The sequence below is a fragment of the Roseomonas sp. KE2513 genome (genome assembly GCF_016107305.1).
In the GTDB taxonomy this organism is placed as follows: Bacteria; Pseudomonadota; Alphaproteobacteria; order Acetobacterales; family Acetobacteraceae; genus Roseomonas.
The window spans coordinates 144,349-169,952 of sequence record NZ_RCVR01000009.1; the positions used below are offsets into that span (position 1 = coordinate 144,349).

Consider the following 25,604-nt stretch of genomic DNA (forward strand, 5'->3'; position numbering starts at 1 on the left):
GGTGGCGGGGTGAGGCCAGGATGAGGGCAGGCTCGTGGCGCGCCCCGCCGCCGCTCAGGGCACCGGCGGCAGGGAGCGGAGATAGGCGACGAGGTCGCGCAGGTCCGCCTCGCTCGCGCCCGCGTAGTAGGCATAGCCCATCGGCGGGAAGAGCTGGCGCCCATCGGCCGAGACGCCCTTTGTCACGGCCCGGATGATCTCGGCGTCGCTCCAGCGGCCGATGCCCGCCTCCGGGTGCGGCGTGATGTTGCGCGCGACCGACACGCCCCAGGGCCCTTCGAAGGTCTGCCCGCCGCCACCCACCTTCGACCAGTCCCGGCGGCCGCCCTCGCCCATCGGCGTGTGGCACTCCACGCAGTGCCCGAGGGGACCGGCGATGTAGCGCCCGCGCGCCACGGGGTCGTCCGCCGGCGCGGCCACGCTCCCGACGGGCGGTCCATAGGCGGGCGGCAGCGGGATGCGGTACTCGCTCCGCGCCACCGCGTTCCGAACGGGCGGCACGGTGCGGAGATAGGCGACCATCGCCGCAACATCCGCGTCCGACAGTCCTCGATAGAGCTCGAACGGCATGGGCGGGCCGATCGTCGTCCCATCCGGCCGCTTGCCCTCGCGGATGGCGCGGATGAGCTGCGCGTCCGTCCAGCGACCGATGCCCGTCTCCGGATCCGGCGTGATGTTGGGCGAGACGGCTCGGAACGGCGGCTCGTCGAAGACGAAGCCGCCCGCGAGTGTCATGCCCGGCAGGTTGCCCCCCGGCCCCTGCGGTGTGTGGCAGTTGCCGCAGGCGGCGACGGTTTCGACGAGGTAGCGGCCGCGCGCCACCGGATCCGGCAAGGGTTGCGCGACCGCCGTGCCGCCGACGGCCAGAAGGGCCGCGATGAACCAGCGAATGCGCGAGCAGGCGGACATGCTGCTTTCTCCCGTGCTGCCAGAGAGCCGTTGCGTTTCCCGGACACGAGCGTGCCACGGCAATCGCCGGGAGCAAAAAATTGCATAACCGCTCAAAAAATATTTTGAAGGGTGTTGCGCAGCAACATCAGCCGGCGTCTCGCGCCGGGGTGGAGCCCGCCGCTTTCAGGCCTCCTTGTAGCGGTATCCAATCCCGTAGAGCGTCTCGATCTGCCCGAAGCTGTCGTCCACCGCCCGGAACTTCTTCCGCACGCGCTTGACGTGGCTGTCGATCGTGCGGTCGTCCACGTAGATATTCTCGCCATAGGCGGCGTCGATCAGCTGGTCGCGGTTCTTCACCATGCCCGGCCGCGTTGCCAGCGCCTTCACGAGCAGGAACTCGGTCACCGTCAGCTGCACCTGCTGGCCCTTCCAGGTGCAGGTATGCTTCGTCTCGTCCAGCACGAGGTCGCCCCGCGCGATCACGCCGCCCTGGGGGGTGCCCGATCCCTCCGCCCGGCTCGCCTCGTTCCGCCGCAGCAGCGTGCGGATCCGCTCCAGCAGCAGGCGCTGGGAGAAGGGCTTGGTGATGTAGTCGTCCGCGCCCAGGCGCAGCCCCATCAGCTCGTCCAACTCGTCGTCCTTGGAGGTGAGGAAAATCACGGGCATGCCGCTGCGCTGGCGCAGGCGCTGCAGCAGCTCCATCCCGTCCATCCGCGGCATCTTGATGTCGAGCACCGCGAGGTCCACCGGCCGCGCCAGCAGGCCCTGCAGTGCGCTCTCCCCGTCGGTATAGGTGCGGACCGTGAACCCCTCCTGCTCCAGCGTCATGGAGACCGAGGTGAGGATGTTGCGGTCGTCATCCACCAGGGCGATGGTGTGCGGCATCGGTCGTCCTTACAGGCCTGTCGGGGACGGCGGCCCCATCGGGGCCGCCCATATGAAGCTCGAATGTGGCGGGAGGATGCCATGGCAAGCCGTGAATCGGGAGACAGCATGCCGGAGGAGCCGCCGTCCTCCGCCGCACCGGCCGAGGAGCGCGGCCCCGCTGCCCGCGCCCTGATGCGCGGCGCGTCCTCCGCCACCCTCGCGACCGTGGCCGAGGGCGGGCAGCCCTACGCCTCCCTCGTCACCCCCGCCGTCGCGGAGGACGGCGCGGTGCTGCTCTGGCTCTCCACCCTCTCGGAGCACACGCGCCAGCTCATGCACGATCCCCGCTGCTCCCTTCTTTTCCTCGGGGAACCCGAGGGGCCCAACCCACAGACCACTCCCCGCGTCACCGTCACCGGCCTTGCGGAGCGGATCGAGGACCCTGGCCTGAAGGCGGTCTGGCTCGCCCGCCATCCCTATGCCGAGCTCTACGCCGACTTCGCCGATTTCGGCCTCTGGCGGATCATGCCCATGGGCGGGCAGATGGTGCTCGGCTTCGCCCGGGCGCATCGCCTCCGCGCGGCCGACCTCCGCTCCGCGCCGGGCGAGGGAGCGCCCGCCGCAACAGGGCCGGAACCGGACCCGGAGGGCGTGCCGTGACCGGCCGCCCCGAGGATTTCGTCGGGCAGGTCGACTGCACCGTCGCCGCCCCCATCGTCATCGGCGCCGTGCCCGGCGGCGAGCGCCGGGTCGTCCCTATCCTCGGCGGCCGCGTCACTGGGCCGCGGCTCGAGGGCGAGCTGCTTCCGGGCGGCACCGACACCCAGCTCATCCGCCCCGACGGCGTCACCGAGATCGAGGCCCGCTACACGGTCCGCCTCGCGGACGGCGCCCTCGTGCATGTCGTCAACCGCGGCCTCCGCCGCGCCGCGCCCGAGGACATGGCCCGCCTTCTCCGCGGGGAGGCGGTGCCGCCCGAGCGCGTCTACTTCCGCACCGCGCCAGTCTTCGAAACCCCCTCCCCCGCCTATGCCTGGCTGCACGGCAGCCTCTTCCTCGGCTTCGGGGAGCGGCAGCCGGAGAGCGTGCGGATCCGGATCTTCGCCGTCTGAGGGTGCCGGCGGGCCGCCCCGCCCTCACTCGATCGCGCGGAACCCCGTGGCCTTCACCACCCCGGCCCAGCGCGCGGTCTCCTCCCGCATGAGCGTCCCGAAGGCCTCCTGGCCCTTCGCCGCCACGCGGAACCCGGCTTCCTGCATCCGCGCCCGGAGCGCCGGCTCGGCCAGGGCGCGCAGCACGGCCGCCTCCAGCTCGCCGCGGAGGGGCACAGGGGTCGCTGCGGGCGCGACCAGCCCGAACCAGGCGTCGAAGGCCAGGTCCGGCTGGCCCAGCTCCAGCACGCTCGGCACGTCGGGCAGCAGCACGGAACGCTCGGGCCCCGTTACCGCCAGCGCCTTCAGCCGCCCGTCCCGCACCTGCGGCGCGACCAGCGCCACCGTGCCGAACATCCCCTGGACCGACCCGCCCAGCACCGCCGTCATGGCATCGCCGGTGGAGCGGAAATGTACGGCCTCCGCCTTCAGCCCGGCGCCAGCGGCCAGGATGGCGGCCCCGAAATGCCCGGGCGTCCCCGCCCCGAAGGTTCCCATGAAGACCGAGGGCTGCGCCTTCGCCCAGGCAAGATAGGCCGCGAAGTTGCCCGCGGGCACGCTGGCGGGCACGACGAAGGCAAAGTCGACCGCCGCGACCTCGGCCACCGGCGCGAAGTCCCGCGCGGGGTCATAGCTCAGCCGGGCATAGGTGCTGGGCGCCATGGCGAGCTGCCCAACCTCGCCCAGCAGCAGCGTCGTGCCGTCAGGCGTCGCTGTCCGTGCCACCTCCTGCGCCGCGATCGCGCCGGCCGCCCCAGGCCTGTTGTCCACCACCACCCCGGCCGGGAGGGCCCCCTTCAGCCCATCGGCCAGAAGCCGCGCCACCACGTCCGGCCCGCTGCCCGGCGGAAAGCCGAGCACGATTCGCAGCGGCCGGTCGGGCAGCGCCGCGCGGGCCGCGAAGGGCAGCAGGGAGGCGCCGGCAAGGACGGCACGGCGGGGGAGCACGGGCATGGAACGATCCTCCTGTCTTGTTGTCGGTGTTGTTACCACATCGTGCGACAACACGGCTCCCGCAGCGCCCCCCGATTACGTCCCCGAAAGCGTCGGCGCCCCACGCGGAGACGGGGCGGCCGGGCCTCGAAGCAGCAGGCGCCGGAACGCAGTGCCGCCCGTCAGCCACAACAAGGAACCAGACGGGAAAGGGGTTCAGAACCTGGTCCGACGCACCGGATGGGAGCGCCGCCAGACTTATCCGCCATCCGGAACAAGATGCCGCAGTGCACAAAATTAACATTGGCTTATCGCTCGAAGTAACTGTGCGGTTATTTTGCTCCAGTGGCGAATCCGCCGTATTTTGGCCCATGGTTTCGGGGACACCCCGGCCAGACCCGATCTCGTCCGTGACCCCCAGCGGACCTGCCAGCCGGAGGCAAACGCCTACTATGACCGATCCCCGCAACGCCCGAGCCCTGTCCGGCACCGGCGTGTCCGCGCCCGCCACCCTCCACGCCAACCTCACCGCCCCCGGCCTGACCACTCACGCCCTGCGCCGGAACGAGGGCCGCCTCTCCGCTGACGGCGCCTTCATGGCGATCACCGGCCAGCACACCGGCCGCTCCGTCCAGGACAAGTTCGTCGCCGACGACCCCGAGGTCACGAAGGAGATCTGGTGGGGCAAGGTGAACCAGAAGCTCGACCCCGCGAAGTTCGAGGCCTTCACCACCGATGTCCGCGGCTACCTCGCCGCCCAGCCCGAGCTCTTCACCCAGGACCTCTATGCCGGCGCCGACCCGGAGCACCGCATCAAGGTCCGCCTCGTTACGCCGAACGCCTGGCACGCCCTGTTCGCGCGCAACATGTTCATCCGCCCGCCGGTGGAGGAGCTGGAGGGCTTCGAGCCCGACTACGTCATCCTCCACGCGCCCGAGATGGAGGCCAAGCCCGAGCACGGCGGCCGCCCCAACTCCACCACGCTGATCGCCCTCTCCTTCGCCAAGAAGATCATCGCGGTCGCCGGCAGCTCCTATGCCGGTGAGATCAAGAAGAGCATCTTCACGGTGATGAACTGGATCCTGCCGGCCAAGGGCGTGCTGCCGATGCACTGCTCGGCCAATGTCGGCAAGGACGGCGACACCGCCCTGTTCTTCGGCCTGTCGGGCACCGGCAAGACCACCCTCTCCTCCGACCCCGAGCGCGCCCTCATCGGCGACGACGAGCACGGCTGGACGAAGACGGGCGTCTTCAACTTCGAGGGCGGCTGCTACGCCAAGGTCATCAAGCTCTCGCGCGAGGCCGAGCCGCAGATCTGGGACGCCTCCCACCGCTTCGGCGCGGTGCTCGAGAACGTCGTCGGCGACGAGCGCGGCAACCTCGACCTCGAGAACGGCTCGCTCACCGAGAACACCCGCTCCTGCTACCCGATCGAGTTCATCCCGAACACGGTCCAGGGCGGCATGGCCGGCCTGCCGAAGAACGTGGTGATGCTGACCGCCGACGCCTTCGGCGTGCTGCCGCCCATCTCCAAGCTCACCCCCGCCCAGGCGATGTACCACTTCATGTCCGGCTACACCGCGAAGGTGGCGGGCACGGAGAAGGGCCTCGGCAAGGAGCCGCAGGCCACCTTCTCCACCTGCTTCGGCGCCCCCTTCCTGCCGCGCCACCCCGAGGTCTACGGCAAGATGCTCGCCGAGCTGATCGAGCGCGACGGCGCCCAGGTCTGGCTGGTGAACACCGGCTGGACCGGCGGCGCCTACGGCACCGGAAGCCGCATGTCCATCAAGCACACCCGCGCCCTTCTCCGCGCGGCGCTCGACGGCAGCCTCGCCAAGGTGGAGTTCGTGCAGGAGCCCTTCTTCGGCCTGTCGATCCCCAAGGCCCTGCCGGGCGTTCCCGCCGAGGTGCTGAACCCGCGCGAGAGCTGGTCCGACAAGGCCGCCTACGACAAGACGGCGAAGGACCTGCAGTCCCGCTTCGAGGCGAATTTCGAGACCTTCGCCGGCGCCGTCAGTGAGGACGTGAAGAAGGCCGCGATCAAGGCCGCGGCCTGAGCCACTGCACTGGGGAAGGCTGCGCCTTCCCCAGTGTCCTCCCATGACCTGCTTCCGCGGCAGCCGGATGAAGGTCCAGGCCCACACCCCGGACGGAGTTCACGGCACCGTCTCGGATGGTCGCGACGGCCGCATCGCACGGATGCCGCACGCCCCCGCCACGACCCAATTGCGTCCGGAAGTCGAGCAACTGGTGCTATGCCACTTCCGTGAGGGTGACACTGTAGTCTAGAAGATCGCCCAGAGCTTCACGGCAGAAATGACATTCGGTTGGGCTTCCATCGTCCATGGCTGACATTCCCAACCGGCGGGAGGGGTCAGTCGACCAAGCCCCGGTCGCGGCGTCATCGTGGGAGCCTGGGCCGCAGGCCATGCACCCCGCCAGTGTGGAATCCTAACTCGGGGCCGAAGTCTCGCCAACCTGGCCACTCTGCCCCCCTGCTGTGCCGTGCCAGATCAAGGATGCCGATTTATGCCGTCCGTTGACATCGTCATTCCCGTCCTGAACGAAGAGAAGACCCTGTCACAAAACGTCGGCATGACGCAGGAATTCCTTCGCACGCTACCCGCTCCTTGGAACGAGGCCCGCCTGGTCATTGCGGACAACGGCTCCACGGACCGGACACAGGAGATCGCCCGCCAGCTCGTCGCGACCTCACCGGGCATCGGATACATCCGCCTGGAGGAGCGCGGCGTGGGCCGCGCACTGAAGAGGGCGTGGACGGAATCCACGGCCGACTTCGTTGGCTACATCGACCTCGACTTGGCCACGGACCTGAAGCACCTTCCGGAAGCGTTCACAGAACTGTCGAATGGTGCCGACATCGTCTATGGCAGCCGACTCGCACGCGGCGCCAAGGTTGTAGGCCGGACGTTGAAGCGCGAGGTCATCTCCCGGGTCTTCAACGCCATTCTCAAAATCTACGTCGGTGCTCGGTTCTCGGACGGCATGTGCGGCTTCAAGTTCCTTCGACGCGCTCATCTTCCGGCGCTGCTGGCCAACGGGGCCGAGAGCGACGGCTGGTTCTTTGCGACGGAGCTTCTGCTGGTGGGCCAGCGCCTGGGCCTGAAGCTGCACGAACTTCCGGTCCACTGGACCGATGACCCGGACTCGCGCGTCCGTGTCGGCAAGCTGACCGCCGAGTATCTCAAGGCAATGAAGAAGCTGCGAGGCCGGCATATCGAACCGATTGCCAGATGATGCATGGAATGACGCCCGTTCTCGGCACGGCGATGTGGGGATGGACGGTTGGGCGGGACCAAGCCTTCGCCTTGGCCGACACGTTCCACGCGATAGGCGGCCGCTGGTTCGACACGGCGTCCAATTACCCGATCGACGGGAATCCCGACCATTTCGGCTTGGCAGAGCACTGGCTCGCGGATTGGTTCACGAGCCGTGGTGCCGACGGCCAGGTCATCGTCAAGGTTGGGGCACTTCTGAACGACGGGTCCAATGCCTGTGATCTCAGTCCAGCAGGATTGAGGGCGCGGCTGGATGCAGCGCGCGATCGTTTCGGCACGTCCCTCGGGGTGTTCTCTATCCATTGGGATGAACGAGATAATCTCGCGGAAATCGAGGGCAGCGTGGAGGTGCTGCGGCAGGCAGCAGCTGCGGGATATGGAATCGGTCTTTCGGGCATCCGGCACCCCCATCTTTACGCCGAGGCGCTTGGCGAACTTGGCTGGGGATGCTGGGTGCAGGTCAAGCACAACGTCCTGTCGAGCCATGCGCTGGCGCATTACGAAGCCCTCCATGACCGAGGGCGCTTTCTCGCCTATGGGCTGAACGCCGGGGGCCTCAAGCTCGGTACGGTGTATCAGGAGAACAACTCGGCCTATGTCCGCGACACCGCAGCCGGAAGCGACCTCTCGCGGTTTGAGGCCATGCTGCAATCCTGGAAAGGCATCCAACTCCTTCCCACAACCTTCAATGAGCTCGCCCTTGCCTATGCAGGCCTGAACCCACGGATCTCCGGCGTCCTGCTCGGCCCGAGCCGGACGGAACAGCTAACCGAGAGCATGAACTTCCTGGGACGGCTCGACCGGATCAGGGAAGATGCGTCCGTCAGGGAGCGCCTTGAGCGAGCCTTTGCCGCGTAATTTCGGCAGCCACCCGGGCGGCGCAGGCTGCTGAACATCGCCGGCACCTAAGAATGCCGGTGCCCAAAGGATCCGGGCCCTCCATGGCAGATCACCCAAACACCGCTCCTTCCCGGATTCCGGCTGCCAAGGCAGTCCTGCCGTCTTCGGACAAGACGCCGAGCCGCATGCGGCAAGCGATGTATCCGCTGGCGGCAATGCTCCTGCCCCTGCTCGCCTCCTTCTATTTCCTGCAGCTCTGGCGGCTCGATCTCTCCGTGCCGCTCGTTTACTGGATGGCGGACGAAATCTGGCAGTACGTGCTGACCAAGGCACTGAAGGACAACGGCTGGATTCTACAGAACGTCTTTCTCGGTGCGCCGGGAACGGCGAACTGGTCCTACCACATGGCCGCGCAGACCAGCGCCCTGCACTCCGTTCTTATGCTCGGGCTCATGCGGTTCATCGACGATGCCGTTCGTGTGCAGCAGGTCTACTACCTCATTAACTTCAGTCTTATCGGATTGTCCGGCTATCTTGCCAGCCGGGCCTTCGGCGTCGCGCGCATACTGGCCGTCCTCGTCGGACTGCTGTTCGCCTTCGTGAACATCCGCATCAATCTCCTGTTCTATGCCTTCCTGGCGAACTACTTCATGATTCCGCTCTCGGTCATCCCGGTGATGTGGCTGATGCTCGGCCGCTTCGATCGCGCGCCGGCCGCCCAGGGCACCAAGCGGATATGGCCGGCACTGCTCTCCCGCCGGTTCCTGACTGCCGTGCTGATTATTGCGCTAACGGCCGTTTCCGATGGTTATTACGCCTTCTTCACACTGCTGCTGCTCGGCTACGCCATCGCCGTTAACATGATCGGCGGGACTGGATCCCGCCTCGTCACCATCGTCACCGGCGTCGTTCTGTGCGCCACCATCCTGGTGGCGGCCACGACATTGATGGCCCCGCTACAGCGTTATCAGGATGCCAACCACGAGGAGTTCTACCCCAACGGGGTGATCGATCCCTCCCTGGTCAAGCGGCCTTTCGAGGCGGAGGTCTACAGCCCCAGCCTCAAACTGCTCGTCGCGCCCAATCCCAACCATCGCATTCCGGCCCTGGGGCGGCTTGGTAAAACCCTGATCGACAGCAGCGATGACGCGCGGAAATACCGCATCGGCACCCCCGCCGTGTCGCTGGGCCTGTTGGCCTCGCTCCTGCTGTTCGGCAGCCTGCTCTGGCTGCTGGTGCCACGGCGGCGCATGCCGGTATCCATGGCACCGGAAACCGTGCTTGTTATCGGCGCCTTCGCCTCGGCCGCCGCTTTTGTTCTCCTGACCTGCACGTCAGGCGGACTCGGCACCCTTGTAGCGATGCTTTACCCCGCCATTCGCGCCTACGACCGTTTCCCGCTCTACCTGATCATCATCCTCCTGATCGGAGGTGCCTATGCCGCTACCCGCCTGCGCCGCCATCTGTCGCCGCGGTGGCGGGCCGTGTTCACCGCCGCCATCGTCGTGATCGCCCTTCTCGGCCTCTTCGATGAAGTACCTGGCGATTCCCTGAAATACAGCCCTGAAACGCGGGCCAGATTCCTGGCCGAGCGCGAGGTCGTCGGGCAGATCGAGCAGCAGGCCGGCCCCGGCGCCATGATCTACCAGTACCCGTTCTCTCAATACCTGACGGACAATCGTTATTATGGCTGGGGCTCCTTCGCTCAGCTTCGCCTCTACCTCCACTCGCACGCGCTTCGCTGGAGCAACGGCGCGTCGAAGAACAGCGCGGTGGATCTCTGGCACATGCGGCTTGCCGAGAGGCCTCTCTCCGCAATCGTTGAGGAGGCCCGGCGCGTCGGCTTCGCCGGGTTCGTCGTGGACCGTCTGGTCATCAAGGACCCCGAATACGCGATACTTCGCCATGACCTGGTCGCCATGCTCGGCGAGCCGGAAATCGAGAACGACACCGCGCGCTTGGCCTATTGGCGGCTGCCGTCGCCCGGATACCGGATCATCATGGACGAGCGCTTCCGCCGCGCCGACGCACTGGTGGTGCTGGACAAGAACCTGTCCAACTGGGTCGCGCCACCAGCCTCCATCGATATGCCGGCGCTGGCTGCAACCCTTCAGGGCCATACGGCAGCGTTGCCCCTGACGCTGACGCGCAGCGCTCATCCCGCGGTTTTCACCGATGAGGCTGTCCTGACCCGCGGTAACGGATGGGCAAATGTAACCCCTTCGGCCGATCTGAAGGGAAGCGTCAGCTGTGCGGTCGCACCTGTTGCCATGGCCGACATCCCCGCTACTTCGGTGACGCTCACGGTCACCAACGCCTCCTCCTTCATCTGGTTCATAGGCGCGGGCCCTGCCCCGATCACCGTCGGCGCTCACCTTCTGGACGGCTCGGGAAATATCGTACCGACCGGCCAATCCTTCCGCCTTGGCGTGAGTGCCGAGTTGCGCCCAGGTTCAAGCGCACAGTTCACCGTCCCGCTTGCAGCGCTCGACCTCGCTGCCGTGCAATCGCGCGGCGAGGAGATGACCGTCGCCTTCAGACTCCTGCAGGAAGGCAACGTCTGGTTCGGCGATGATGCCGCCGGGACATGCCGCCTAGCGGTGCGCCCGTGAACACAGCCGGACCGGCGCGCCGCCGGAGGAGATCCTCGGCGCGCCATCGCGCCGGGCCGAAGAACGCGCCCAACCGGGGCTGACGCGCCGTTCTTCGTCCACCGGGTCTGCCGCTAAACCTCCATTCCAGCCGTCTGCAGCAGCGTCGCGAAGGCAAGCTGCATGTCGTGCAGCGTCTGCGCCGGCTCCACGTCCACCCACTCATCCAGCGTATGCGCCCCGGCGCCCGCGCCCGCGCTCACGGCGATCCCAGGGATGCCGAGCGAGATCGGGATGCTCGCATCCGTGGAACTCGCGACCACCTTCGGCGAGAAGCCCAGCGCCTTCGCCGCCGCCGTCGCATTCGCCACCAGCTCGCTGCTCCGGTCGATGGCCCCCGCCGGCCGGTCGCCGATCTTCTTCAGCTCCACCGTCACGGCGCCCTTGGCGGTGCTCCGCGCGGCGTTCTCCGCCTCTACCGAGCGCTGCACCACCTCCTTGAAGGCCCGGTCGATCCGCGTCAGCTCCTCCGCGGAATCCGAGCGCAGGTCCACCTCCACCCACACCTCATTGGGAATGGAGTTCACGGAGGTCCCGCCCCCGATCACGCTCGCGCTGAAGGTCGTCCGCGGCTCCGCCGGCACCTCGATGCGCGACAGCCCCGCCATCGTTTCCGCAAGCGCGAAGGAGGGGCTGACGACACCGAAATCCATGAAGCTGTGCCCACCAGGGCCGCGGAAGGTCACGCGATACCTCAGCGAGCCCGTCGCGCCCGAGACGATCGTTCCCATCCCCATCGGCCCCTCGACCGAGATGAAGGCTGCGATCCGCCCCGCATAACGCCCCTTGGTGAACAGGAACCGCACGCCGCGCAGGTCGCCCAGCCCCTCCTCGCCAACATTTCCGACGAACAGGATGTCATGCTTCGTCCGCACCCCCGCCGCATCCATCGCGCGCAGGAAGGCGAGGTTCATCGCGAGGCTGCGCGTGTCGTCACCCACGCCCGGCGCGTAGAGCCGCGTGCCCTCCCGCCGCACCCTAAGATCCGTGCCGGCGGGAAATACCGTGTCCAGATGCGCGGCCACGACGATGAGCGACCCGTTTCCGAGCCCCCGCCGCAAGCCCATCACATTTCCCTCGGCGTCCATCTCGCAGTCCTCGAGACTCGCCTCGCGCAGCATCTCGAGATAGGCCCGCCCGCGCTCCTCCTCGCCGAAGAAAGGGGCCGGAATCTCTGTCAGCCGGATGATCTCCTCAACGAACCGCTCGTGCCCGGCCGAGAGATGCCGCAGCGCCTCCCGATACACGGCACTTCCCATCACCTGCTCGACCATCAGACCCTCCGGCATATCATCCCCGCCCATGCGACGCGCGATCCGGGTTGTCCAGCCTGGGGGCGGCGCTGGTGACGCTGGGGAGAGGAAGAAGGAATTCTTCCTCTCCCCGGCCCCCTCACCATCATCTTTTTCTTCAGGTTTGAAATGCCCTGCGGCCGGTGCGCCTCGGGTCATGGGTCCGAGGCGACTGCACACACAGGAAGGGCACAGGGAAAGAACCAACCCCCGATCACCGCATCCGCGAAGCCAGATGGGGATCCAAGGGCCTCAGGCCCTTGGCGGGAGAGGTCCGGAGAGGGCAGCGCCCTCTCCGGGGCCACCAGCACCGTCGCGATCATGCGCGAGGCGCCCGGCGACGTAGGTCGCCCGCACAGCCCGTTCGTCACCGAGAGCGGTGAGGGCGAAGAGCGTATCCGCCAGGTCCGGGGAGCGCCCGGTGCGCAGCGCGAGTTCCGGCGTCGCGCGCGGGTCGAGCACAACCAAGTCCGCTTCCAGGCCGGGGGCCAGGTTGCCGATCCGGTCCTCCAGCCGAAGGGCCGCGGCACCGCCCTGGGTGGCCAACCAAAAGGCTTGTGCGGGGTGCAGTCGGGCGCCACGAAGCCGCGCGACCTTGTAGGCGTCGCCGAGGGTGCGGAGGGTGGACAGGCCCGTGCCCGCGCCGACATCGCTGCCCAACCCAACGCGCACCCCGGCCGCCGCCGCGTCGTGCAGCCGGAACAGCCCGCTGCCGAGGAAGAGGTTGGAGCTGGGGCAATGGGCAACGCCGCAGCCGGTGCCGCGCAGGGCGGAGAGGTCGCCCTCGGTGACGTGCACGGCGTGGCCCATCACGGCGCGGGGCCCGGCAAGGCCGGCGCGGGCGTAGACGTCGAGATAGGACGAGGCGGCAGGGAAGAGTTCCCGCACCCAGGCGATCTCGTCCTCGGTTTCGCAGAGATGGGTCTGCACGTAGGTGCCGGGATTCTCGTGCCAGAGCCTGCCCGCCGCCTCCAGCGCGGCATCGGTGCAGGCCGGAGCGAAGCGGGGCGTGATGGCATAGAGCAGCCGCCCACGGCCGTGCCAGCGCCCGATCAGGCGGCGCGTGGCGGGAATGCCGTGGTCCTCGCCGTCACGGAGCTCGGGCGGCGCGTTGCGGTCCATTAGCACCTTGCCCGCGACGAGGCGCAGGCCCAGGCGGTCGGCCGCGGCGAAGAGGGCGTCGGCCGAGTGCTCGTGCACCGTGCAGTAGACGGCGGCGGTGGTGGTGCCGGCGCGCAGCAGCGCTTGTAGGAAAAGGGCGGCGATGCGCGCGCAATGGGCGGGATCGGCGAAGCCGGCCTCGGTCGGGTAGGTGTAACGGGCGAGCCAGTCGAGCAGCGTCTCCCCATAGGCGCCGGTCATCTCGAGCTGGGGGTAGTGGACATGCGTGTCCACGAAGCCGGGGCCGATGATGCCGTCGGGGTAGTGATGCACGGGCATGTCGCCGGGGTGGCGCGGGCGCTCGGCGGCGTGGTCGCCGATGGCGGCGATCCGGCCGTCCCGCATCACCACCAGCGCGTCCGGCCAGTGGATCAGGGCGCCGTCCGGGTCGCCCTCGAAGGGGTTGTGGCGAAAGGCGAAGGCGGGGCCGCGAAGAGCGAGGGCGGGGCCGTTCATGCGGCGCGCCGGCGGATGGCGCGGCTCGGTTGCACGATCGGGTGAGAGACGGTTGCGGCGGCACCGCGCCCGTGGCCCTTTGAGGGCAGACCAGGACGGAAACCGCCATGCAACGCCGCCATATCCTGCCACTCCTCGCCGCGCCCGCGCTGATCGGCCGGGCCGCCGCCCAGGGGAGGACCATCACCCTCGTCGTGCCCTATGCGGCGGGCGGCGGCACGGACATCGTGGCGCGCGAGCTGCTGCCGATGCTCATCGAGCAGACGGGGCAGAACGTGGTCATCGACAACCGCGGCGGCGCGGCCGGGCATGTCGGCGCCGTTTCCGTCACGCGCGCGAGGCCGGACGGGCTGACGCTTCTCTTCGCGGTCTCGACCAACATCGTGGTGAACCCGCACCTGCAGCGCAACGACCGGACGGACCTCTCCACCGCCCTCGTGCCGGTGGCGAAGGTGAGTTCCTACCAGTACCTGCTGGTGATCGACCCGCGCGTGCCCGCGAACAACCTGCAGGAGCTGATCGCGGCGGGGAAGAAGCCCAACGCGGGCTTCACCTATTCCTCGGCCGGGGTGGGATCGAACAACCATCTCGCCGGGCTGCTCTTCTCCGAGGCGGCGGGGGTGCCGATGGAGCACATCTCCTATCGCGGCACGGCGCCGGCGCTGCAGGACGTGGTGGCGGGGCGGGTGACGATGAACTTCTCCTCCCCCTCCCCCGCCATTCCGCTGGCGCGGGACGGGCGGCTGCGGCCGATCGCGGTGACGGGCGAGCGGCGGCTGCCCTCCATGCCGGAGATCCCGACCCTGGCCGAGGCAGGCCTGCCCGGCATCGTCATCCTCGGCTGGCACGGCATCTTCGCGCCCGCCGGCACCCCGGACGCCGAGTTGGACCGGCTGGAGGCGGCGGTGGACCGCGCCATCCGCGATCCCCGCTTCGCCCGCAGCCTGGAGCGCGACGGGCTGGAGCTCTCGCCCCAGCCGCGCAAGGAGTTCGCCCAGGCCGTAAAGGAGGAATACGCCTTCTGGGGCCGCAAGGCGCGGGAGCTGGACCTGAAGGCGGAGTAGGCGCCTCCGCACTACTTCCCCGTCCAGACGGGCTTGCGGCGCTCGAGGAAGGCGGCGACGCCTTCCTTGAAGTCGGCGCTGGTGAAGGTCAGCGCCACCATGTCGTCCGCGTTGGCGCCGCGCACCGCGTTCTCGCGCAGGCGCTTGAGCGTCGTCTTGGCGGCTTGGAGCGTGAGCGGGGCGTGGCCGGCGATGGTGCGGGCGAGCGCCTCCGCACGCTCGAGCAGCGCGGCCTGGTCCGGCAGGACCTCGGTGACAAGGCCGAGCGTCCTCGCCTCCTCCGCCTCCACCAGCCGGGCGGTGAAGATGAGTTCCAGCAGCCGTCCCGGGCCGAGGAGCGCCGAGAAGCGCGCGTAGTTGCCGAGCGAGAGCGTGTTGCCCAGCGTGCGCGCGATCGGCACCCCGAAGCGCATGTTGGCGGAGGCGATACGGAGGTCGCAGACCCCCGCCACCCCCGCGCCGCCGCCCGTGCAGGCGCCGTTGATGGCGGCGATGGTGGGCTTGGGGCAGTCCTCGATGGCCGAGAGGACGCCGCCGATCCGCTCCTCGTAGTCCAGCGCGTGCTGGGCCGTGGTGAAGCTGGTGAACTGGGAGATGTCGGTGCCGGCGGCAAAGGCCTTCGGGCCCGCGCCGGTGATGATCCAGGCCTTGACCACCGGGTCATGGCCGATCTCGGCAGCCTTGGCGGCCAAGCCCTCGTACATCTCGAAGGTGAAGGCATTCATCGCCTGGGGGCGGTTGAGGGTGGTGACGAGGATGCCGCCCTCGCGCAGTTCGTGAATGAGTTCGTTCTCGGCCATGGGGTCCTCCGCGCGTGTCGCAGAGGAGGGTGCCCGCAGGAGGCCGGCGGGGAAAGGGTGGGGGCGCGTTGTCGCGCCATCCCGGCACGGGTGTCGTTGCCGCCCGCGCCCGCGCCCGGCAATCTCCGGCCCATGCAGGACGGCGCTGATCATCCCCCACCGGACAGCCGGCTGATCGAGGCGGTCTCGGCCCGCTATGCCGGGGCCTCCCGCTTCACCCGGGGCTATGTGGGTTCGAAGCTCCGGCGCGATCCCTCGACCGCGGCGATCCTTGCCTTGGCGCGGCGCGCGGGTGGGCTCGGGCATGTAGCGGATCTCGGCTGCGGGCGGGGGCAGCTCGCGCTGGCCCTGCTTCTTTCCGGCGCCGCCTCCCGCGTGACAGGCCTCGATTACGAGGAAGCAAAGGTGGCGGAGGCGCGGGCCGCCTCGGCCCGGCTCGCGGCGGCCTTCGAACGGGCGGACCTAACCGTGGCGGCGGTGCCGGATTGCGACACGGCGCTGATGGTGGACGTGCTCTACCAGCTGCCGGAGGCCGCCCAGGGACCGCTGCTGGACCGGATGGCGGCCGCGCGACGGCGTGTCGTGCTGCGCCTCTTCGATCCCGACCGCGGCTGGCGCAGCGCGCTGGGAATGGCGATGGAGCGTGCCGGGCGGGCCATCCGGCAGGACGGCGCGGCCGTGCGGCCGATGCCGGTGGCCGAGGTCGCCGCACGGCTGGAAGGGGCGGGATTCCGCAGCACGGTTTCGCCCTGCTGGGCCGGCACGCCGCTGCCCAACGTGCTGCTGGTGGCGGAGCGCTTTGATTGAGGGGACGGGGCTGGTGACCCCGGGGAGAGGAAGAAGGAATTCTTCCTCTCCCCGGACCCCTTACCATCGTCTTTTTCTTCCAGTTGGGAATGCCTTGCGGCCGGTGCGCCTCGGGTCGCTGTCCCGAGGCGACTGCACGCGCAGGAAGGGCACCAAGAGGGAACCGGCTCTCGATCACCGCATCCGCGAAGCCAGAGGGGATCCAAGGGCCTCAGGCCCTTGGCGGGTGAGGTGCCGGAGAGGGCAGAGCCCTCTCTGGCGTCACCAGAGCCAGACAAATCGGACAGCCCGATAATCAATCGGCGCGGCCAGACCCATCAGCACCCTGTCTGGCGCGGCACCCGCTCCACTTCCATCCCGAAGAGCGGCCGCAGCCCCGTCCCGAGCACGTTGCCCACGAAGGCTGCCGCCATCCAGGCCCAGCCGTGCAGGCTGCCCGAGGCGATGCCGGAGAAATAGGCGCCGATGTTGCAGCCATAGGCCAGGCGCGAGCCGTAGCCGAGCATGATCCCGCCCACCACCGCGGCGAGTGCGGAGCGGAGGGGAATGCGGAACTTCGGTGCGTAGCGCCCGGCCAGGGCAGCCGCCAGCAGCGCCCCTACGATAATGCCGAAATCCATCACCGAGGTGACGTCGGCCAGCACGCTGCCGTGCAGCGCCGCCGCCTGGGCCGGGCTCGACCAGAAGGGCCAGCTCGCCGCGTCGATGCCCAGGGCCATCGCGGCCTTGGAGCCCCAGAGCGCGAAGGCCGAGGTGATACCCCAGGGGCGCCCGGCGAGGGCGAGAGTCGCGAAGTTGAGCACCGCCAGCGCCACGGCGCCCGCCACCATCGGCCAGGGCCCGCGCAGCAGCCGCGGCAGGCCTGAACGAACCGCGGGCGTGCCCGGCACCAGCCGCCCGTGCCGCCGCCGCTCCACCACAACCGTAACGCCGGCAATGAGCGCGAAGAGCACGAGGTTCACGAGGATCGCCGGCCCGACGCCCCAGACGGTGATGACGGAGATCGGCGCCAGATGCGGCAGCGAGGCCCACCAGTGCAGATGCGCCGCCCCGAAGGTGGAGCCGACGACGAAGGCGAGCAGCGTCAGTACCATCCGCACCGAGCCGCCGCCGGCCGTATAGAGCGTTCCCGAGGCGCAGCCGCCGCCGAGCTGCATACCGATGCCAAAGATGAAGGCGCCGAAGACGACGGAAACGCCGACAGGCGCCACCAGCCCCTGCACCGGCTGCCCAAGGAGGGTGCCCGAGGCAAGCACGGGGAAAAACAGCAGCACCGCGATCGCCAGCATCAGCATCTGCGCCCGCAGCCCCGCGCCGCGCCCATCCGCAATGAAGACCCGCCAGGCGGAGGTGAAGCCGAAGGAGGCGTGGTAGAGCACGAGCCCGAGCATCGCGCCCAGCAGGTAGAGCGCTGCCTGCCGGGGGCCGATCCCCTGCGCCAACAGCGCCGCACCGGCCAGTAGCAGCGCGCCCGCCCCCATGGCGGCGGTGGCCTGGACGCCCGGCGGGCGCGGCAGCGGCGGTGCCTCGACGAAGGTGGAAGCGGACATGGCGAAATCTCCCGGCGCGGCAACGGGAAGGGTGGCGCGCCCTGTTGAGGTAGATTTGGGAGAGAGCCTTCGTCATTTCACGGCACAAAAGGATGCATTCCCCGCATTCCACGGTTGCTCCTCGCCGAAGGTCGCCCTGAAGAACTGGCAGGGCTGCCCCGACCCCTCGTGCAGAGCATGGCCGTTGGTGTCGCGACAGTGCCGCGAACGGCTCCCGGCTCCGCGTTCCGCAAAACGAAACTGCGGCCACGGACCGGGCGTTCGGAACGGACCCGATCACGGAGGCCTCCGATGCGCGCTACCCCCCGCCTTCTCGCAACTGCCCTGGCGCTCGGCCTCGTCCCCTTCGCCGCGACGGAAGCCCGGGCCCAGGCCGGCACCGCCGGCACGCCGCCCGCTGCGGTCACCCCCTCGGCGCGCGACGCGAATCCGGTGACGCCCACGCCGCAGGCCCCGGACATGCAGACCTATCTCAGCATGCTCGACCGCGGCATCGGGGACCTCCGCCAGGAGATCTCGCGCGCCGAGAGCGGCGGCGGCCGCTCCACCCAGCCCGGCGCCACCTCGCCCGAAATGATCCACCTCATGCAGAAGGTGCGGGAGAGCTGGCAGATCGCCCAGCGCGCGCCCCGCGGCTTCAACGGCAACGCCGAATATGACCAGACCATGCGCGACATGCGCTCCCGCTTCTCCGAACTCGGACCGCAGCACGTCGAGGCGCCGCAGGCCGTGGAGTCCGCACGCGGCGCGCTGCAATCGCTCGAGAAGCTGCGCCAGGCGGCGGCGGCCTCCGCGCCCTCCTAAAGCCCCAGGCGGGTCGCCAGGTCGCCGAAGTTCTCCGCCACCAAGTCCCAGTCCTGTGCGGGCGCGAGGTCCTTTGCCTGCCTCGGCCCATGCTCGGTCGGGCGCGGCACGAAGGCGGTGCGCAGCCCGCAACGCCGCGCTGCCGCCAGATCGTCGTTATGCGCGGCGACGAGACACACCTCCTCCGGCTGCATCGCCAGCACCTTCGCCGTGCGCAGATAGGCCTCCGGCGCCGGCTTGTAGGCCCGCACCACCTCTGCCCCGAGGATCGCGTCCCAGGGCAGGCCGGCGCGCTTGGCCATGTCGATCATGAGAACGATGTTGCCGTTGGAGAGCGGCGCGATGATGTAGCGGTCCCGCAGCCGGGCCAGCCCGGCCACCGAATCCGGCCAGGGGTCCAGCCGGTGCCAGGCAAGGTTCAGCGCGTCCAGCTCGGCCGGCTCCACCCGCGCGGGGTCGATGCCGAATTCGGGCAGCACCGCCTCAAGGTTCTCCCGGTGCAGGGTGTCGAGCCGCGTGAAGGGCCGGACGCCGCTCCGCACCGCCTCCATGGCCGGCTGGTAGCGTCGTCGCCAAGCGTCGGCAAAGGCGGCCGGATCAGCCGCGGCGCCGTGGCGCGCGAGGAAAGGCGCCGCCTCCCGCGCAACGCCGCTCCGCCAGTCCACCACCGTGCCGAACACGTCGAAAACAAGGGCGCGCACGCCGTCCAGGGCCATGGGGTTCTCCAGGAGTTCAGGGTCAGATTAGGCCCAGGGCCCGCGCCGGCCGCGCTGCCAGGGCCGCCCCGCGGGGCCCCGCGGCGGCGGACCACCCCAGGGACCGGACGTGGGACCGGTCCAGGCGCCTGGGCCCGCCGTACCGGGCGCCCGCAACGGCATCCCGCCCGCCATCTCCATCAGCGCCCGCACCCGGTTCTCCGTGCTCGGATGCGTGGAGAACAGGCTGTCCACCCCCGCGCCCGAGAGCGGGTTCACGATGAACAGCGACGCCGTCGCCGGATTCGCCTCGGCGGATAGGTTGGGAATGGCGTGCCGCCCGGCCTCCAGCCGCTGAAGCGCATTCGCCAGTCCCCTCGGATGCCCGGCGATCTCCGCCCCCAGCCGGTCCGCCTCGTACTCGCGCGCGCGGCTGACAGCCATCTGCACGATCATCGCGACCAGCGGCGCGACGATGATGGCCAGCAGCACCCCGATCCCGCCAAGCGGGTTGTTCCGGTCCCGCCGCCCGAAAAGCCCGCCGAACTGCGCGACTATCCCGATCGCGCCCGCCAGGCTCGCCGCCACCGTCATGATCAGCGTGTCGCGGTTGCGGATATGCGCCAGCTCGTGCGCGATCACCCCCGCCACCTCCTCCTCCGGCATCATCGAGAGCAGGCCCGCCGTCACCGCCACCGCCGCGCGCTCGGGTGAACGGCCGGTGGCAAAGGCGTTCGGCTGGTCCTCGTGGATGAGGTAGAGCGCCGGCATCGGCAACCCCGCCCGCGCCGCCAGCCCCGCGACGAGCTGATAGAGGCGAGGGTTGTCTCCTGGCCCGATCGGCTGCGCATCGTGCATGCGCAGCACCATGCGGTCCGAGTTCCACCAGGAAAAAACATTCATCCCTGCCCCCATCAGGAAGGCGATCACCATCCCCTGCTGGCCGCCCAGCAGGTACCCGACCCCCGCGAAAAGGGCGGTGAGGCCCGCCATCAGCAAGGCGGTGCGCGCGAAACCGGACACGGGACCCTGTTCCTCCTCCCTCATTCCCACCCTATCTGGGAAGCATGACCGAGACAGACGATACCAAGACCCCCGCTGCCCCGCCGGCGCCCCCCAAGCCCGCGACGCCTCCGCTGCCGCCCGAGATCGGCGGCCCCAAGGGACCGGAGCCGACGCGCTTCGGCGACTGGGAGCAGAAGGGCCGCGCCACGGATTTCTAGAGGCCCACGCACCAAACCATCGGCTCCCCCGGTGGTTCCTTCCCCCGGCCAGATAGGGCGGGGGAACGATGCTGCGCTACCTTCCGCTCCTGCTGGTGCCGCTTTCACTCGGCATGCAAGCCCTGGGCGCCGGTCCCGTCTGGGTCTTCCTCACCGGGGCGGCGGCGGTCGCGGTGCTGGCGGACTGGGTCCGGCGCGGCACGGAGGGGCTGGCGGCCCATGCCGGCCCGGCCATCGGCGGGCTGCTGAACGTCAGCTTCGGCAGCGTGGCGGAACTCATCCTTGCCCTTTTCGTGCTCACCAGCGGTCAGGCGGCCGTGGTGCAGGCGCAGCTGACGGGCTCGATCCTCGCGACCACCCTGCTCGGCCTCGGCCTCGCCATGCTCGTCGGCGGCCTTGGCCGGGACCGCCAGTGCTTCAACCGCGCCAATGCCGGCCTGCTCTCCACCCTGCTGACCCTGCTGATGATCGCGCTGCTCCTGCCCGCGGTCTTCGACCTGACGGAGCGTACGACGGTATCGCCCAGCGCCGCGCGCATCACGGACGAGGAGGTGAGCCTCGGCCTTGCGGCCGTGCTGCTCGCTCTCTACGCCGCCAATCTCGTCTACACCCTCGTTACCCACCGCGACGTCTTCTCCCGCGAGGAGGAGGCAGGTGAGGGCGGCGCACAGTGGAGCGTGGCGCGCTCCCTCGCCGTCATGGTCGCGGGCACGGCCATCATCGCTTGGGAAGCGGAACTGGTCTCGGGCGCGCTGGAGGCCACGGCGCAAACCCTCGGCCTCTCCACCGTCTTTCTCGGCGTGATCCTGCTCGCCGTCGTTGGCACGGCGGCGGACCTCTTCGCGGCGGTGGTCTTCGCCCGCCAGGACCGGATGAGCCTCGCTTTCAGCATCTGCATCGGCTCGGCCATCCAGGTCGCGCTCGTGCTCGCGCCGCTGCTCGTCATCATCTCCTGGTTTCTCGGCACGCCGATGACCCTTGTCTTCACCAGCCCGCTCGGCCTCTTCGCCATCGCTGGCGCCGCCTTCGTGGTGCGGGCCGTGGCTGCGGACGGGGAGTCGACCTGGTTCGAGGGGCTGGTCCTCGTCGGTGTCTACATCATGCTCGCGATCGGCTTCTTCTTCGTCGGGCCGGCCTGACCGGGCCGCCTTCCCGCAGCGCGCGACCCACATCGTTCCCGGTTGTGATCACGCGGAAGGCGAAGCGCATCGCTGGGTAAAACCAGACATCGGCGCACCGCTCCTCGAGGAAAGCTCAGCGTCCGAGGCAGTCATCTGGCGCCGACACCTGCTTAACCGAGAGCAGCCGTAAACCAGCTCCGCTCATGCTGGCCTGACAAGCGCGAGCGGATCAGTACAGTGCTTTGAAACAAAGAAATCCGATTAGCCGCCAAACTTGCCCGCACAGCTGGGCGGGCATGACGGCACGACTGGACGCATAATCCACCTCCATAGCGGGATGAGGCAGCGGGTCAGGCTCTCTTTCAGATTGCGGGCGAGCTGGAGCACTTCGCCCAGAACTTCAGGTTACAAACAATCCATAAACCTCTACCGCCTAACCGCTTTGTTACAAGCACCATGGAAAAGACTACTCCCATTGCCGTCTCATAACATGGATCCTCTTCTATAATTGGAGACGTTAAAGGCTTGATGGCCGCTGTATTGCGCGTCGTTGAACGGGATACAAATCTTGAGACAAATCAGGCTGGACCGTTGGCTTCGGCCACTCTTGGAACCCCATCCCAAACTGCTGGTGGCGGCGAAGCGCGTCGGTGCGGAAGGGGCTCGGATCAGGCACTCGATTGCCGAGCGCGCTCCGTCCACGATCCGTCCACGGCCGCGTCAGCTTACGATCGCCATTACGGCGCATTGTAACCTGCGTTGCCGGGGCTGCCGCTACGGCCGGGATTTCATGCAGGACCAGCAACTGTCCCTTGAGACGGTGCAGCAGGTGCTCGATGACGCGGCCGAGGGCGGGGTCGAGCGGGTTCGCTTCTACGGTGGCGAGCCACTCCTCCATCGCGACCTGCCGAGCATGGTTCGACATGCCTGCGACCGAGGAATGCGCCCCTACATCACGACCAACGGCACGCATCTCGGCCGGAAGATCAAGCCGCTCTACGAGGCTGGCCTGCGGCTCGCCACGGTTGGTTTCTACGGGATCGGCGACCGCTACGATGACTACACGGGGCGACGGGAGCACTTCCGGCGCCTCGATGAAAGTCTCGCAGCAGTTCGCGCTGCGTATGGAACAAGCTTTGAACTCCAGCTCAACTACGTTCTCATCCGGGAGACGTGCAACGTCGCCGACCTGGAATCAGCCTGGGCTTTCGCAACGAAGCACGACATGCACTTTCATGTCGACCTGGCTAACTACTCGGCACCATTCTTCGTTCAGGCCGCAGAAGCAGACCTTCAACTCAAGCCCGACGACCTCCCGCGCGTGCAGGAGGTCACGCGCGCGATGCTGGCGCTCAAGCGGGCCGAACCGGCGCGCTTCCTCCACTCCGTCGAGTTCCTCCGCTCCGTGCCGGACTGGCTCCTGAAGGGGCCAGGCATGAGGGTTCCCTGCGATGCTTACGAACTTCTCTGGATCGGAGCGGACGGAACACTGCAGCTCTGCGACGTGGCGCTCCCGCTTGGAAACGTAAACCGGCAGCGCCTGCGGGATATCCTCTTCTCCCGGGAGCACAGGCAAGCTGCCCAGGACGGGTTCCAGCTGAATTGCCCAAACTGCACCTGCAAGGTCGAAACCCGCATCCAGAAGCACGCAGCCTCCGTGCGTCGCTACTCGAAGCCGCTTGAGGGAGAGTGTGCGTAAATGCCGAGCGATTCGGGTGCAATCCCCCTGCCCAGCCACAACCTGCGGCGTGCGACTGACGGTGTGCGCGAGGTGCTGCGGTCTGCCGCCTCCTCTAAGCCAGGCCTGAAACGAGTGCTGCGCCAAGCCGAGCAGAACATCGAACTGGTCGAGCACACCATCGCACAGGTAATCCCCTCGGTTATCCAGCCTCGTCCTCGTCGGATCACGGTGGCCGTCACGGCTCATTGCAATCTTCGTTGCACAGGCTGCCGCTATGGTCGGGACTTCATGACCGGCGAGCAGCTCAGCCTCGCCGAGGTTCGCGGCGTACTTGACGACGCCAAGTGGGCAGGGGTCGAACTGGTCCGCCTTTACGGCGGGGAGCCGCTCCTGCATCGGGATCTGCCGGAGATGGTGCGGCACTCCGTCGGGCTCGGGCTGGCCACCTACGTGACGACGAACGGAACGCTCCTGCGCCAGAAGATCGATGCCCTCTTCGAGGCAGGGCTCCGGAACATCACCATCGGCTTCTATGGCACAGGCGAGGCTTACGACACCTACGTGAACCGCCGCGAGCGGTTCGCCAAGCTGGAGGAAGGCTTGGCCTATGCGCGGGCGAGGTATGGATCCGCGCTGTCGCTGCAGCTGAACTACCTTGTCATGCGCCCCACCTGCTCGGTCGAGGCGCTTGCGGATGCCTGGAAGTTCGCCGAGCGCTTCGACATGAGCTTCCATACGGACCTGATTCACTACTCGCTCCCGTACTTCACCGATCCCGAAGAAGGAGAGCTGCATTTCGATTCGGGTGATGAACCGAGGATCCGGGAAGTCGTCGATGCGCTGAGCCGGCTGAAGGAGAACCATCCGCACCGCGTCCGCGAGAGCCTCGCGAGCATCCGCTCCATTCCGGACTGGCTGCTGAAAGGCCCGGACATGCGCGTGCCCTGCGACGTGAAGAACCTCCTCTGGGTCGGAGCGGACGGGTCGGTTCAGCTCTGCTACGTCACGTTCAAGCTCGGTAACATCCGGCAGGGAGGGCTGCGGAGCATGCTCTTCGGAAGGGAACACCGGCAGGCTGCGCGGGACGCCTTTCAGCTCAACTGCCCGAATTGTCACTGCGAACGCGACGGGCGGATCCAGAAGCACCTTCAGAGCCGGATACGCTACGGCGGCCTCACGCCGCATCCCCCGTCGTAGCGGGGCGGGCACCAGCGTAGAGCGCTGAGTAGGCCGACCACTCCGCCTCGAAGGAGAAGCGCGCCGCCTGAGCGCACGCCGCAGCCCCGATGCCGGCCCGCATCTGAGGATCGCGAGCCAGGCGCTCAATCGCCCCGGCGATGGCGTCTGGCCGCAGCGGAGGCACCACCAGGCCGGCTGCTCCGTAACCTACGATGTGCGGCATCCCGCCGACATCCGTGATGATCGGCGGGATACCGCAGGCCATGGCCTCGAGCAGTGCCAGGGGGGCGGCCTCGTGCGAGGAGCAGAGGACGAAAAGATCCAGGCTGCGCAGCAGGGCCGGAATGTCAGGGGTCTCCCGAACAAATCGCACATTGGGCAGATCTCGGGCCTGGCGCCGGATTTCTTCCTTGAGTGCGCCCTGTCCCACCAGCACGAAGGCGACCTCCGGGACCCGGTCACGAAGCAGCGACGCCGCCCGGATCAGGTCGGCATGCCTCTTGATAGGATCAAAGCGCGCCACGTGGCCCACGAGAACGCTCGCGTCACCCAGCCCTAAACTTCGACGCCAGTTTCCAGCGGGCCCATGCGGGGAATAGCGGTCAAGTTCGACACCGTTCCAGATTGTCCGGCAAGTGCTGAGCCAGCCAGTGCCGATGAGGCGCTGCGATAACTCCTCCGAGACGGCAACTGTCGTTGCAGCGTGGGCCGCCAGTCGCGTCAGAGCACGTGCGCCTCGTGAATTATGGGTCGGCCAGGTATGGAACGTCGCGACGACTCGTGGCCTCCTCGGGATGCGGAGCGTGGAGGCGAGAACCGCATAGAAGAGGGCCGTGTCGTTGTGCGCGTGCACGACGTCGGCCGACATATCGCGTAGAAGGTGAGCGAGCCGGCCTGCAAACCGGAAGTCCAGCCCGTTTCCCCGCTTGAGGAAGCGTGCCGGTACATCGCCGGGCTCGAAGTCGACCTCGGATGACCGGAACGGGGTGTCGAACAGGACGAGTGCGTGACGCTGGCCTACGCGGTTTCCTTGTCTCGCCAGCCGCAGGGCCGCACGTTCCTTGCCGCCGATTTCCAGGCCACTCAGGAGGTGCACGACGTGGAGCATTGGACCGGATCTGTGAGGATCCGTCACGTTC

Annotated in this window: 23 protein-coding genes; 13 read left to right on the top strand and 10 right to left on the bottom strand. The window is 68.4% G+C overall.

Going from position 1 to position 25,604, the window contains the following annotated elements; genetic code table 11:
* Window positions 1–54 precede the first annotated feature (54 nt).
* Entirely contained in the window at window positions 55–909 is an 855-nt protein-coding gene (locus tag D9599_RS11625; RefSeq protein WP_198381399.1) for a c-type cytochrome, read from the bottom strand.
* A 165-nt stretch (window positions 910–1,074) separates the two neighbouring features.
* Window positions 1,075–1,776 (bottom strand): response regulator transcription factor, encoded by a 702-nt coding sequence (locus D9599_RS11630; protein WP_043835264.1) that lies wholly within the window; start codon window positions 1,774–1,776, stop codon window positions 1,075–1,077.
* An 81-nt stretch (window positions 1,777–1,857) separates the two neighbouring features.
* Between D9599_RS11630 and D9599_RS11635 the strand changes: the two genes are divergently transcribed.
* Both D9599_RS11635 and D9599_RS11640 read left to right on the top strand, forming a co-directional pair.
* Window positions 1,858–2,418 (top strand): HugZ family protein, encoded by a 561-nt coding sequence (locus tag D9599_RS11635; RefSeq protein WP_232480391.1) that lies wholly within the window; start codon window positions 1,858–1,860, stop codon window positions 2,416–2,418.
* Window positions 2,415–2,870: a DUF3237 domain-containing protein gene (locus D9599_RS11640; RefSeq protein ID WP_198381400.1), complete on the top strand. Its 456-nt coding sequence runs from the start codon at window positions 2,415–2,417 to the stop codon at window positions 2,868–2,870. Before D9599_RS11635 ends, D9599_RS11640 begins: the two co-directional genes overlap by 4 nt.
* 24 nt (window positions 2,871–2,894) lie before the next feature.
* Here the strand turns inward: D9599_RS11640 and D9599_RS11645 are convergent, their stop codons facing one another.
* Window positions 2,895–3,863, bottom strand: coding sequence for a tripartite tricarboxylate transporter substrate binding protein (locus tag D9599_RS11645; protein ID WP_198381401.1), 969 nt, complete (start codon window positions 3,861–3,863; stop codon window positions 2,895–2,897).
* A gap of 431 nt (window positions 3,864–4,294) precedes the next feature.
* Between D9599_RS11645 and pckA the strand changes: the two genes are divergently transcribed.
* From pckA to D9599_RS11665, 4 genes are all read left to right on the top strand, one after another.
* Window positions 4,295–5,899 carry a phosphoenolpyruvate carboxykinase (ATP) gene (gene pckA, locus D9599_RS11650; RefSeq protein ID WP_198381402.1) on the top strand — a complete coding sequence of 535 codons (1,605 nt, stop codon included), beginning with the start codon at window positions 4,295–4,297 and terminating at the stop codon, window positions 5,897–5,899.
* A 472-nt stretch (window positions 5,900–6,371) separates the two neighbouring features.
* Window positions 6,372–7,100 (top strand): glycosyltransferase, encoded by a 729-nt coding sequence (locus tag D9599_RS11655; RefSeq protein ID WP_198381403.1) that lies wholly within the window; start codon window positions 6,372–6,374, stop codon window positions 7,098–7,100.
* 8 nt (window positions 7,101–7,108) lie between these two features.
* A complete protein-coding gene (locus D9599_RS11660; RefSeq protein ID WP_198381404.1) occupies window positions 7,109–7,999 on the top strand; it encodes an aldo/keto reductase in 891 nt (296 codons plus the stop codon).
* Window positions 8,000–8,082: 83 nt separating this feature from the next.
* Window positions 8,083–10,593, top strand: coding sequence for a hypothetical protein (locus tag D9599_RS11665; RefSeq protein ID WP_198381405.1), 2,511 nt, complete (start codon window positions 8,083–8,085; stop codon window positions 10,591–10,593).
* Between the two features lie 113 nt (window positions 10,594–10,706).
* On the opposite strand, the gene D9599_RS11670 is transcribed toward D9599_RS11665, so the two are convergent.
* Window positions 10,707–11,936 (bottom strand): M20/M25/M40 family metallo-hydrolase, encoded by a 1,230-nt coding sequence (locus D9599_RS11670; RefSeq protein WP_198381406.1) that lies wholly within the window; start codon window positions 11,934–11,936, stop codon window positions 10,707–10,709.
* Window positions 11,937–12,176: 240 nt separating this feature from the next.
* Window positions 12,177–13,541, bottom strand: coding sequence for a guanine deaminase (guaD, locus tag D9599_RS11675; RefSeq protein ID WP_198381407.1), 1,365 nt, complete (start codon window positions 13,539–13,541; stop codon window positions 12,177–12,179).
* A gap of 107 nt (window positions 13,542–13,648) precedes the next feature.
* Between guaD and D9599_RS11680 the strand changes: the two genes are divergently transcribed.
* A complete protein-coding gene (locus tag D9599_RS11680) occupies window positions 13,649–14,605 on the top strand; it encodes a tripartite tricarboxylate transporter substrate binding protein (protein WP_198381408.1) in 957 nt (318 codons plus the stop codon).
* Window positions 14,606–14,616: 11 nt separating this feature from the next.
* Here D9599_RS11680 and D9599_RS11685 read toward each other — a convergent pair whose 3' ends face one another.
* Window positions 14,617–15,405, bottom strand: coding sequence for an enoyl-CoA hydratase (locus D9599_RS11685; RefSeq protein WP_198381409.1), 789 nt, complete (start codon window positions 15,403–15,405; stop codon window positions 14,617–14,619).
* A 96-nt stretch (window positions 15,406–15,501) separates the two neighbouring features.
* Here D9599_RS11685 and D9599_RS11690 point away from each other — a divergent pair, with 96 nt between their 5' ends.
* Window positions 15,502–16,212 (top strand): methyltransferase domain-containing protein, encoded by a 711-nt coding sequence (locus D9599_RS11690; protein WP_198381410.1) that lies wholly within the window; start codon window positions 15,502–15,504, stop codon window positions 16,210–16,212.
* Window positions 16,213–16,529: 317 nt separating this feature from the next.
* Here D9599_RS11690 and D9599_RS11695 read toward each other — a convergent pair whose 3' ends face one another.
* A complete protein-coding gene (locus D9599_RS11695; RefSeq protein ID WP_198381411.1) occupies window positions 16,530–17,762 on the bottom strand; it encodes a YeeE/YedE family protein in 1,233 nt (410 codons plus the stop codon).
* A gap of 291 nt (window positions 17,763–18,053) precedes the next feature.
* On the opposite strand from D9599_RS11695, the gene D9599_RS11700 reads away from it, so the two are divergent.
* On the top strand, window positions 18,054–18,566 hold the full coding sequence (locus tag D9599_RS11700; protein ID WP_198381412.1) for a hypothetical protein: 513 nt from the start codon (window positions 18,054–18,056) through the stop codon (window positions 18,564–18,566).
* Here the strand turns inward: D9599_RS11700 and D9599_RS11705 are convergent.
* Both D9599_RS11705 and htpX read right to left on the bottom strand, forming a co-directional pair.
* Window positions 18,563–19,282, bottom strand: coding sequence for a haloacid dehalogenase type II (locus tag D9599_RS11705; RefSeq protein WP_198381413.1), 720 nt, complete (start codon window positions 19,280–19,282; stop codon window positions 18,563–18,565). The genes D9599_RS11700 and D9599_RS11705 overlap by 4 nt on opposite strands.
* Before the next feature lie 27 nt (window positions 19,283–19,309).
* Window positions 19,310–20,284, bottom strand: coding sequence for a zinc metalloprotease HtpX (htpX, locus tag D9599_RS11710; protein WP_198381414.1), 975 nt, complete (start codon window positions 20,282–20,284; stop codon window positions 19,310–19,312).
* 44 nt (window positions 20,285–20,328) lie between these two features.
* Here htpX and D9599_RS11715 point away from each other — a divergent pair, with 44 nt between their 5' ends.
* From D9599_RS11715 to D9599_RS11730, 4 genes are all read left to right on the top strand, one after another.
* On the top strand, window positions 20,329–20,484 hold the full coding sequence (locus tag D9599_RS11715) for a DUF1674 domain-containing protein (protein WP_198381415.1): 156 nt from the start codon (window positions 20,329–20,331) through the stop codon (window positions 20,482–20,484).
* Between the two features lie 68 nt (window positions 20,485–20,552).
* Window positions 20,553–21,623 carry a calcium/proton exchanger gene (gene cax, locus D9599_RS11720; RefSeq protein WP_198381416.1) on the top strand — a complete coding sequence of 357 codons (1,071 nt, stop codon included), beginning with the start codon at window positions 20,553–20,555 and terminating at the stop codon, window positions 21,621–21,623.
* A gap of 613 nt (window positions 21,624–22,236) precedes the next feature.
* Window positions 22,237–23,304, top strand: coding sequence for a radical SAM protein (locus tag D9599_RS11725; RefSeq protein WP_309228609.1), 1,068 nt, complete (start codon window positions 22,237–22,239; stop codon window positions 23,302–23,304).
* A 63-nt stretch (window positions 23,305–23,367) separates the two neighbouring features.
* On the top strand, window positions 23,368–24,483 hold the full coding sequence (locus D9599_RS11730; RefSeq protein WP_198381418.1) for a radical SAM protein: 1,116 nt from the start codon (window positions 23,368–23,370) through the stop codon (window positions 24,481–24,483).
* Here the strand turns inward: D9599_RS11730 and D9599_RS11735 are convergent.
* Entirely contained in the window at window positions 24,461–25,573 is a 1,113-nt protein-coding gene (locus tag D9599_RS11735) for a glycosyltransferase (RefSeq protein ID WP_198381419.1), read from the bottom strand. The two genes, D9599_RS11730 and D9599_RS11735, sit on opposite strands and share 23 nt — an antisense overlap.
* Window positions 25,574–25,604: the final 31 nt, after the last annotated feature.

Excerpts from the sequence above, each read along its gene's own strand:
- D9599_RS11625 (WP_198381399.1), bottom strand. The coding sequence starts at position 909 with ATGTCCGCCTGCTCGCGCATTCGCTGGTTCATCGCGGCCCTTCTGGCC.
- D9599_RS11630 (WP_043835264.1), bottom strand. The coding sequence starts at position 1,776 with ATGCCGCACACCATCGCCCTGGTGGATGACGACCGCAACATCCTCACC.
- D9599_RS11635 (WP_232480391.1), top strand. The coding sequence starts at position 1,858 with ATGGCAAGCCGTGAATCGGGAGACAGCATGCCGGAGGAGCCGCCGTCC.
- D9599_RS11645 (WP_198381401.1), bottom strand. The coding sequence starts at position 3,863 with ATGCCCGTGCTCCCCCGCCGTGCCGTCCTTGCCGGCGCCTCCCTGCTG.
- pckA (WP_198381402.1), top strand. The coding sequence starts at position 4,295 with ATGACCGATCCCCGCAACGCCCGAGCCCTGTCCGGCACCGGCGTGTCC.
- D9599_RS11655 (WP_198381403.1), top strand. The coding sequence starts at position 6,372 with ATGCCGTCCGTTGACATCGTCATTCCCGTCCTGAACGAAGAGAAGACC.
- D9599_RS11660 (WP_198381404.1), top strand. The coding sequence starts at position 7,109 with ATGACGCCCGTTCTCGGCACGGCGATGTGGGGATGGACGGTTGGGCGG.
- D9599_RS11665 (WP_198381405.1), top strand. The coding sequence starts at position 8,083 with ATGGCAGATCACCCAAACACCGCTCCTTCCCGGATTCCGGCTGCCAAG.
- D9599_RS11670 (WP_198381406.1), bottom strand. The coding sequence starts at position 11,936 with ATGGGCGGGGATGATATGCCGGAGGGTCTGATGGTCGAGCAGGTGATG.
- guaD (WP_198381407.1), bottom strand. The coding sequence starts at position 13,541 with ATGAACGGCCCCGCCCTCGCTCTTCGCGGCCCCGCCTTCGCCTTTCGC.
- D9599_RS11680 (WP_198381408.1), top strand. The coding sequence starts at position 13,649 with ATGCAACGCCGCCATATCCTGCCACTCCTCGCCGCGCCCGCGCTGATC.
- D9599_RS11685 (WP_198381409.1), bottom strand. The coding sequence starts at position 15,405 with ATGGCCGAGAACGAACTCATTCACGAACTGCGCGAGGGCGGCATCCTC.
- D9599_RS11695 (WP_198381411.1), bottom strand. The coding sequence starts at position 17,762 with ATGTCCGCTTCCACCTTCGTCGAGGCACCGCCGCTGCCGCGCCCGCCG.
- D9599_RS11700 (WP_198381412.1), top strand. The coding sequence starts at position 18,054 with ATGCGCGCTACCCCCCGCCTTCTCGCAACTGCCCTGGCGCTCGGCCTC.
- D9599_RS11705 (WP_198381413.1), bottom strand. The coding sequence starts at position 19,282 with ATGGCCCTGGACGGCGTGCGCGCCCTTGTTTTCGACGTGTTCGGCACG.
- D9599_RS11715 (WP_198381415.1), top strand. The coding sequence starts at position 20,329 with ATGACCGAGACAGACGATACCAAGACCCCCGCTGCCCCGCCGGCGCCC.
- cax (WP_198381416.1), top strand. The coding sequence starts at position 20,553 with ATGCTGCGCTACCTTCCGCTCCTGCTGGTGCCGCTTTCACTCGGCATG.
- D9599_RS11735 (WP_198381419.1), bottom strand. The coding sequence starts at position 25,573 with ATGCTCCACGTCGTGCACCTCCTGAGTGGCCTGGAAATCGGCGGCAAG.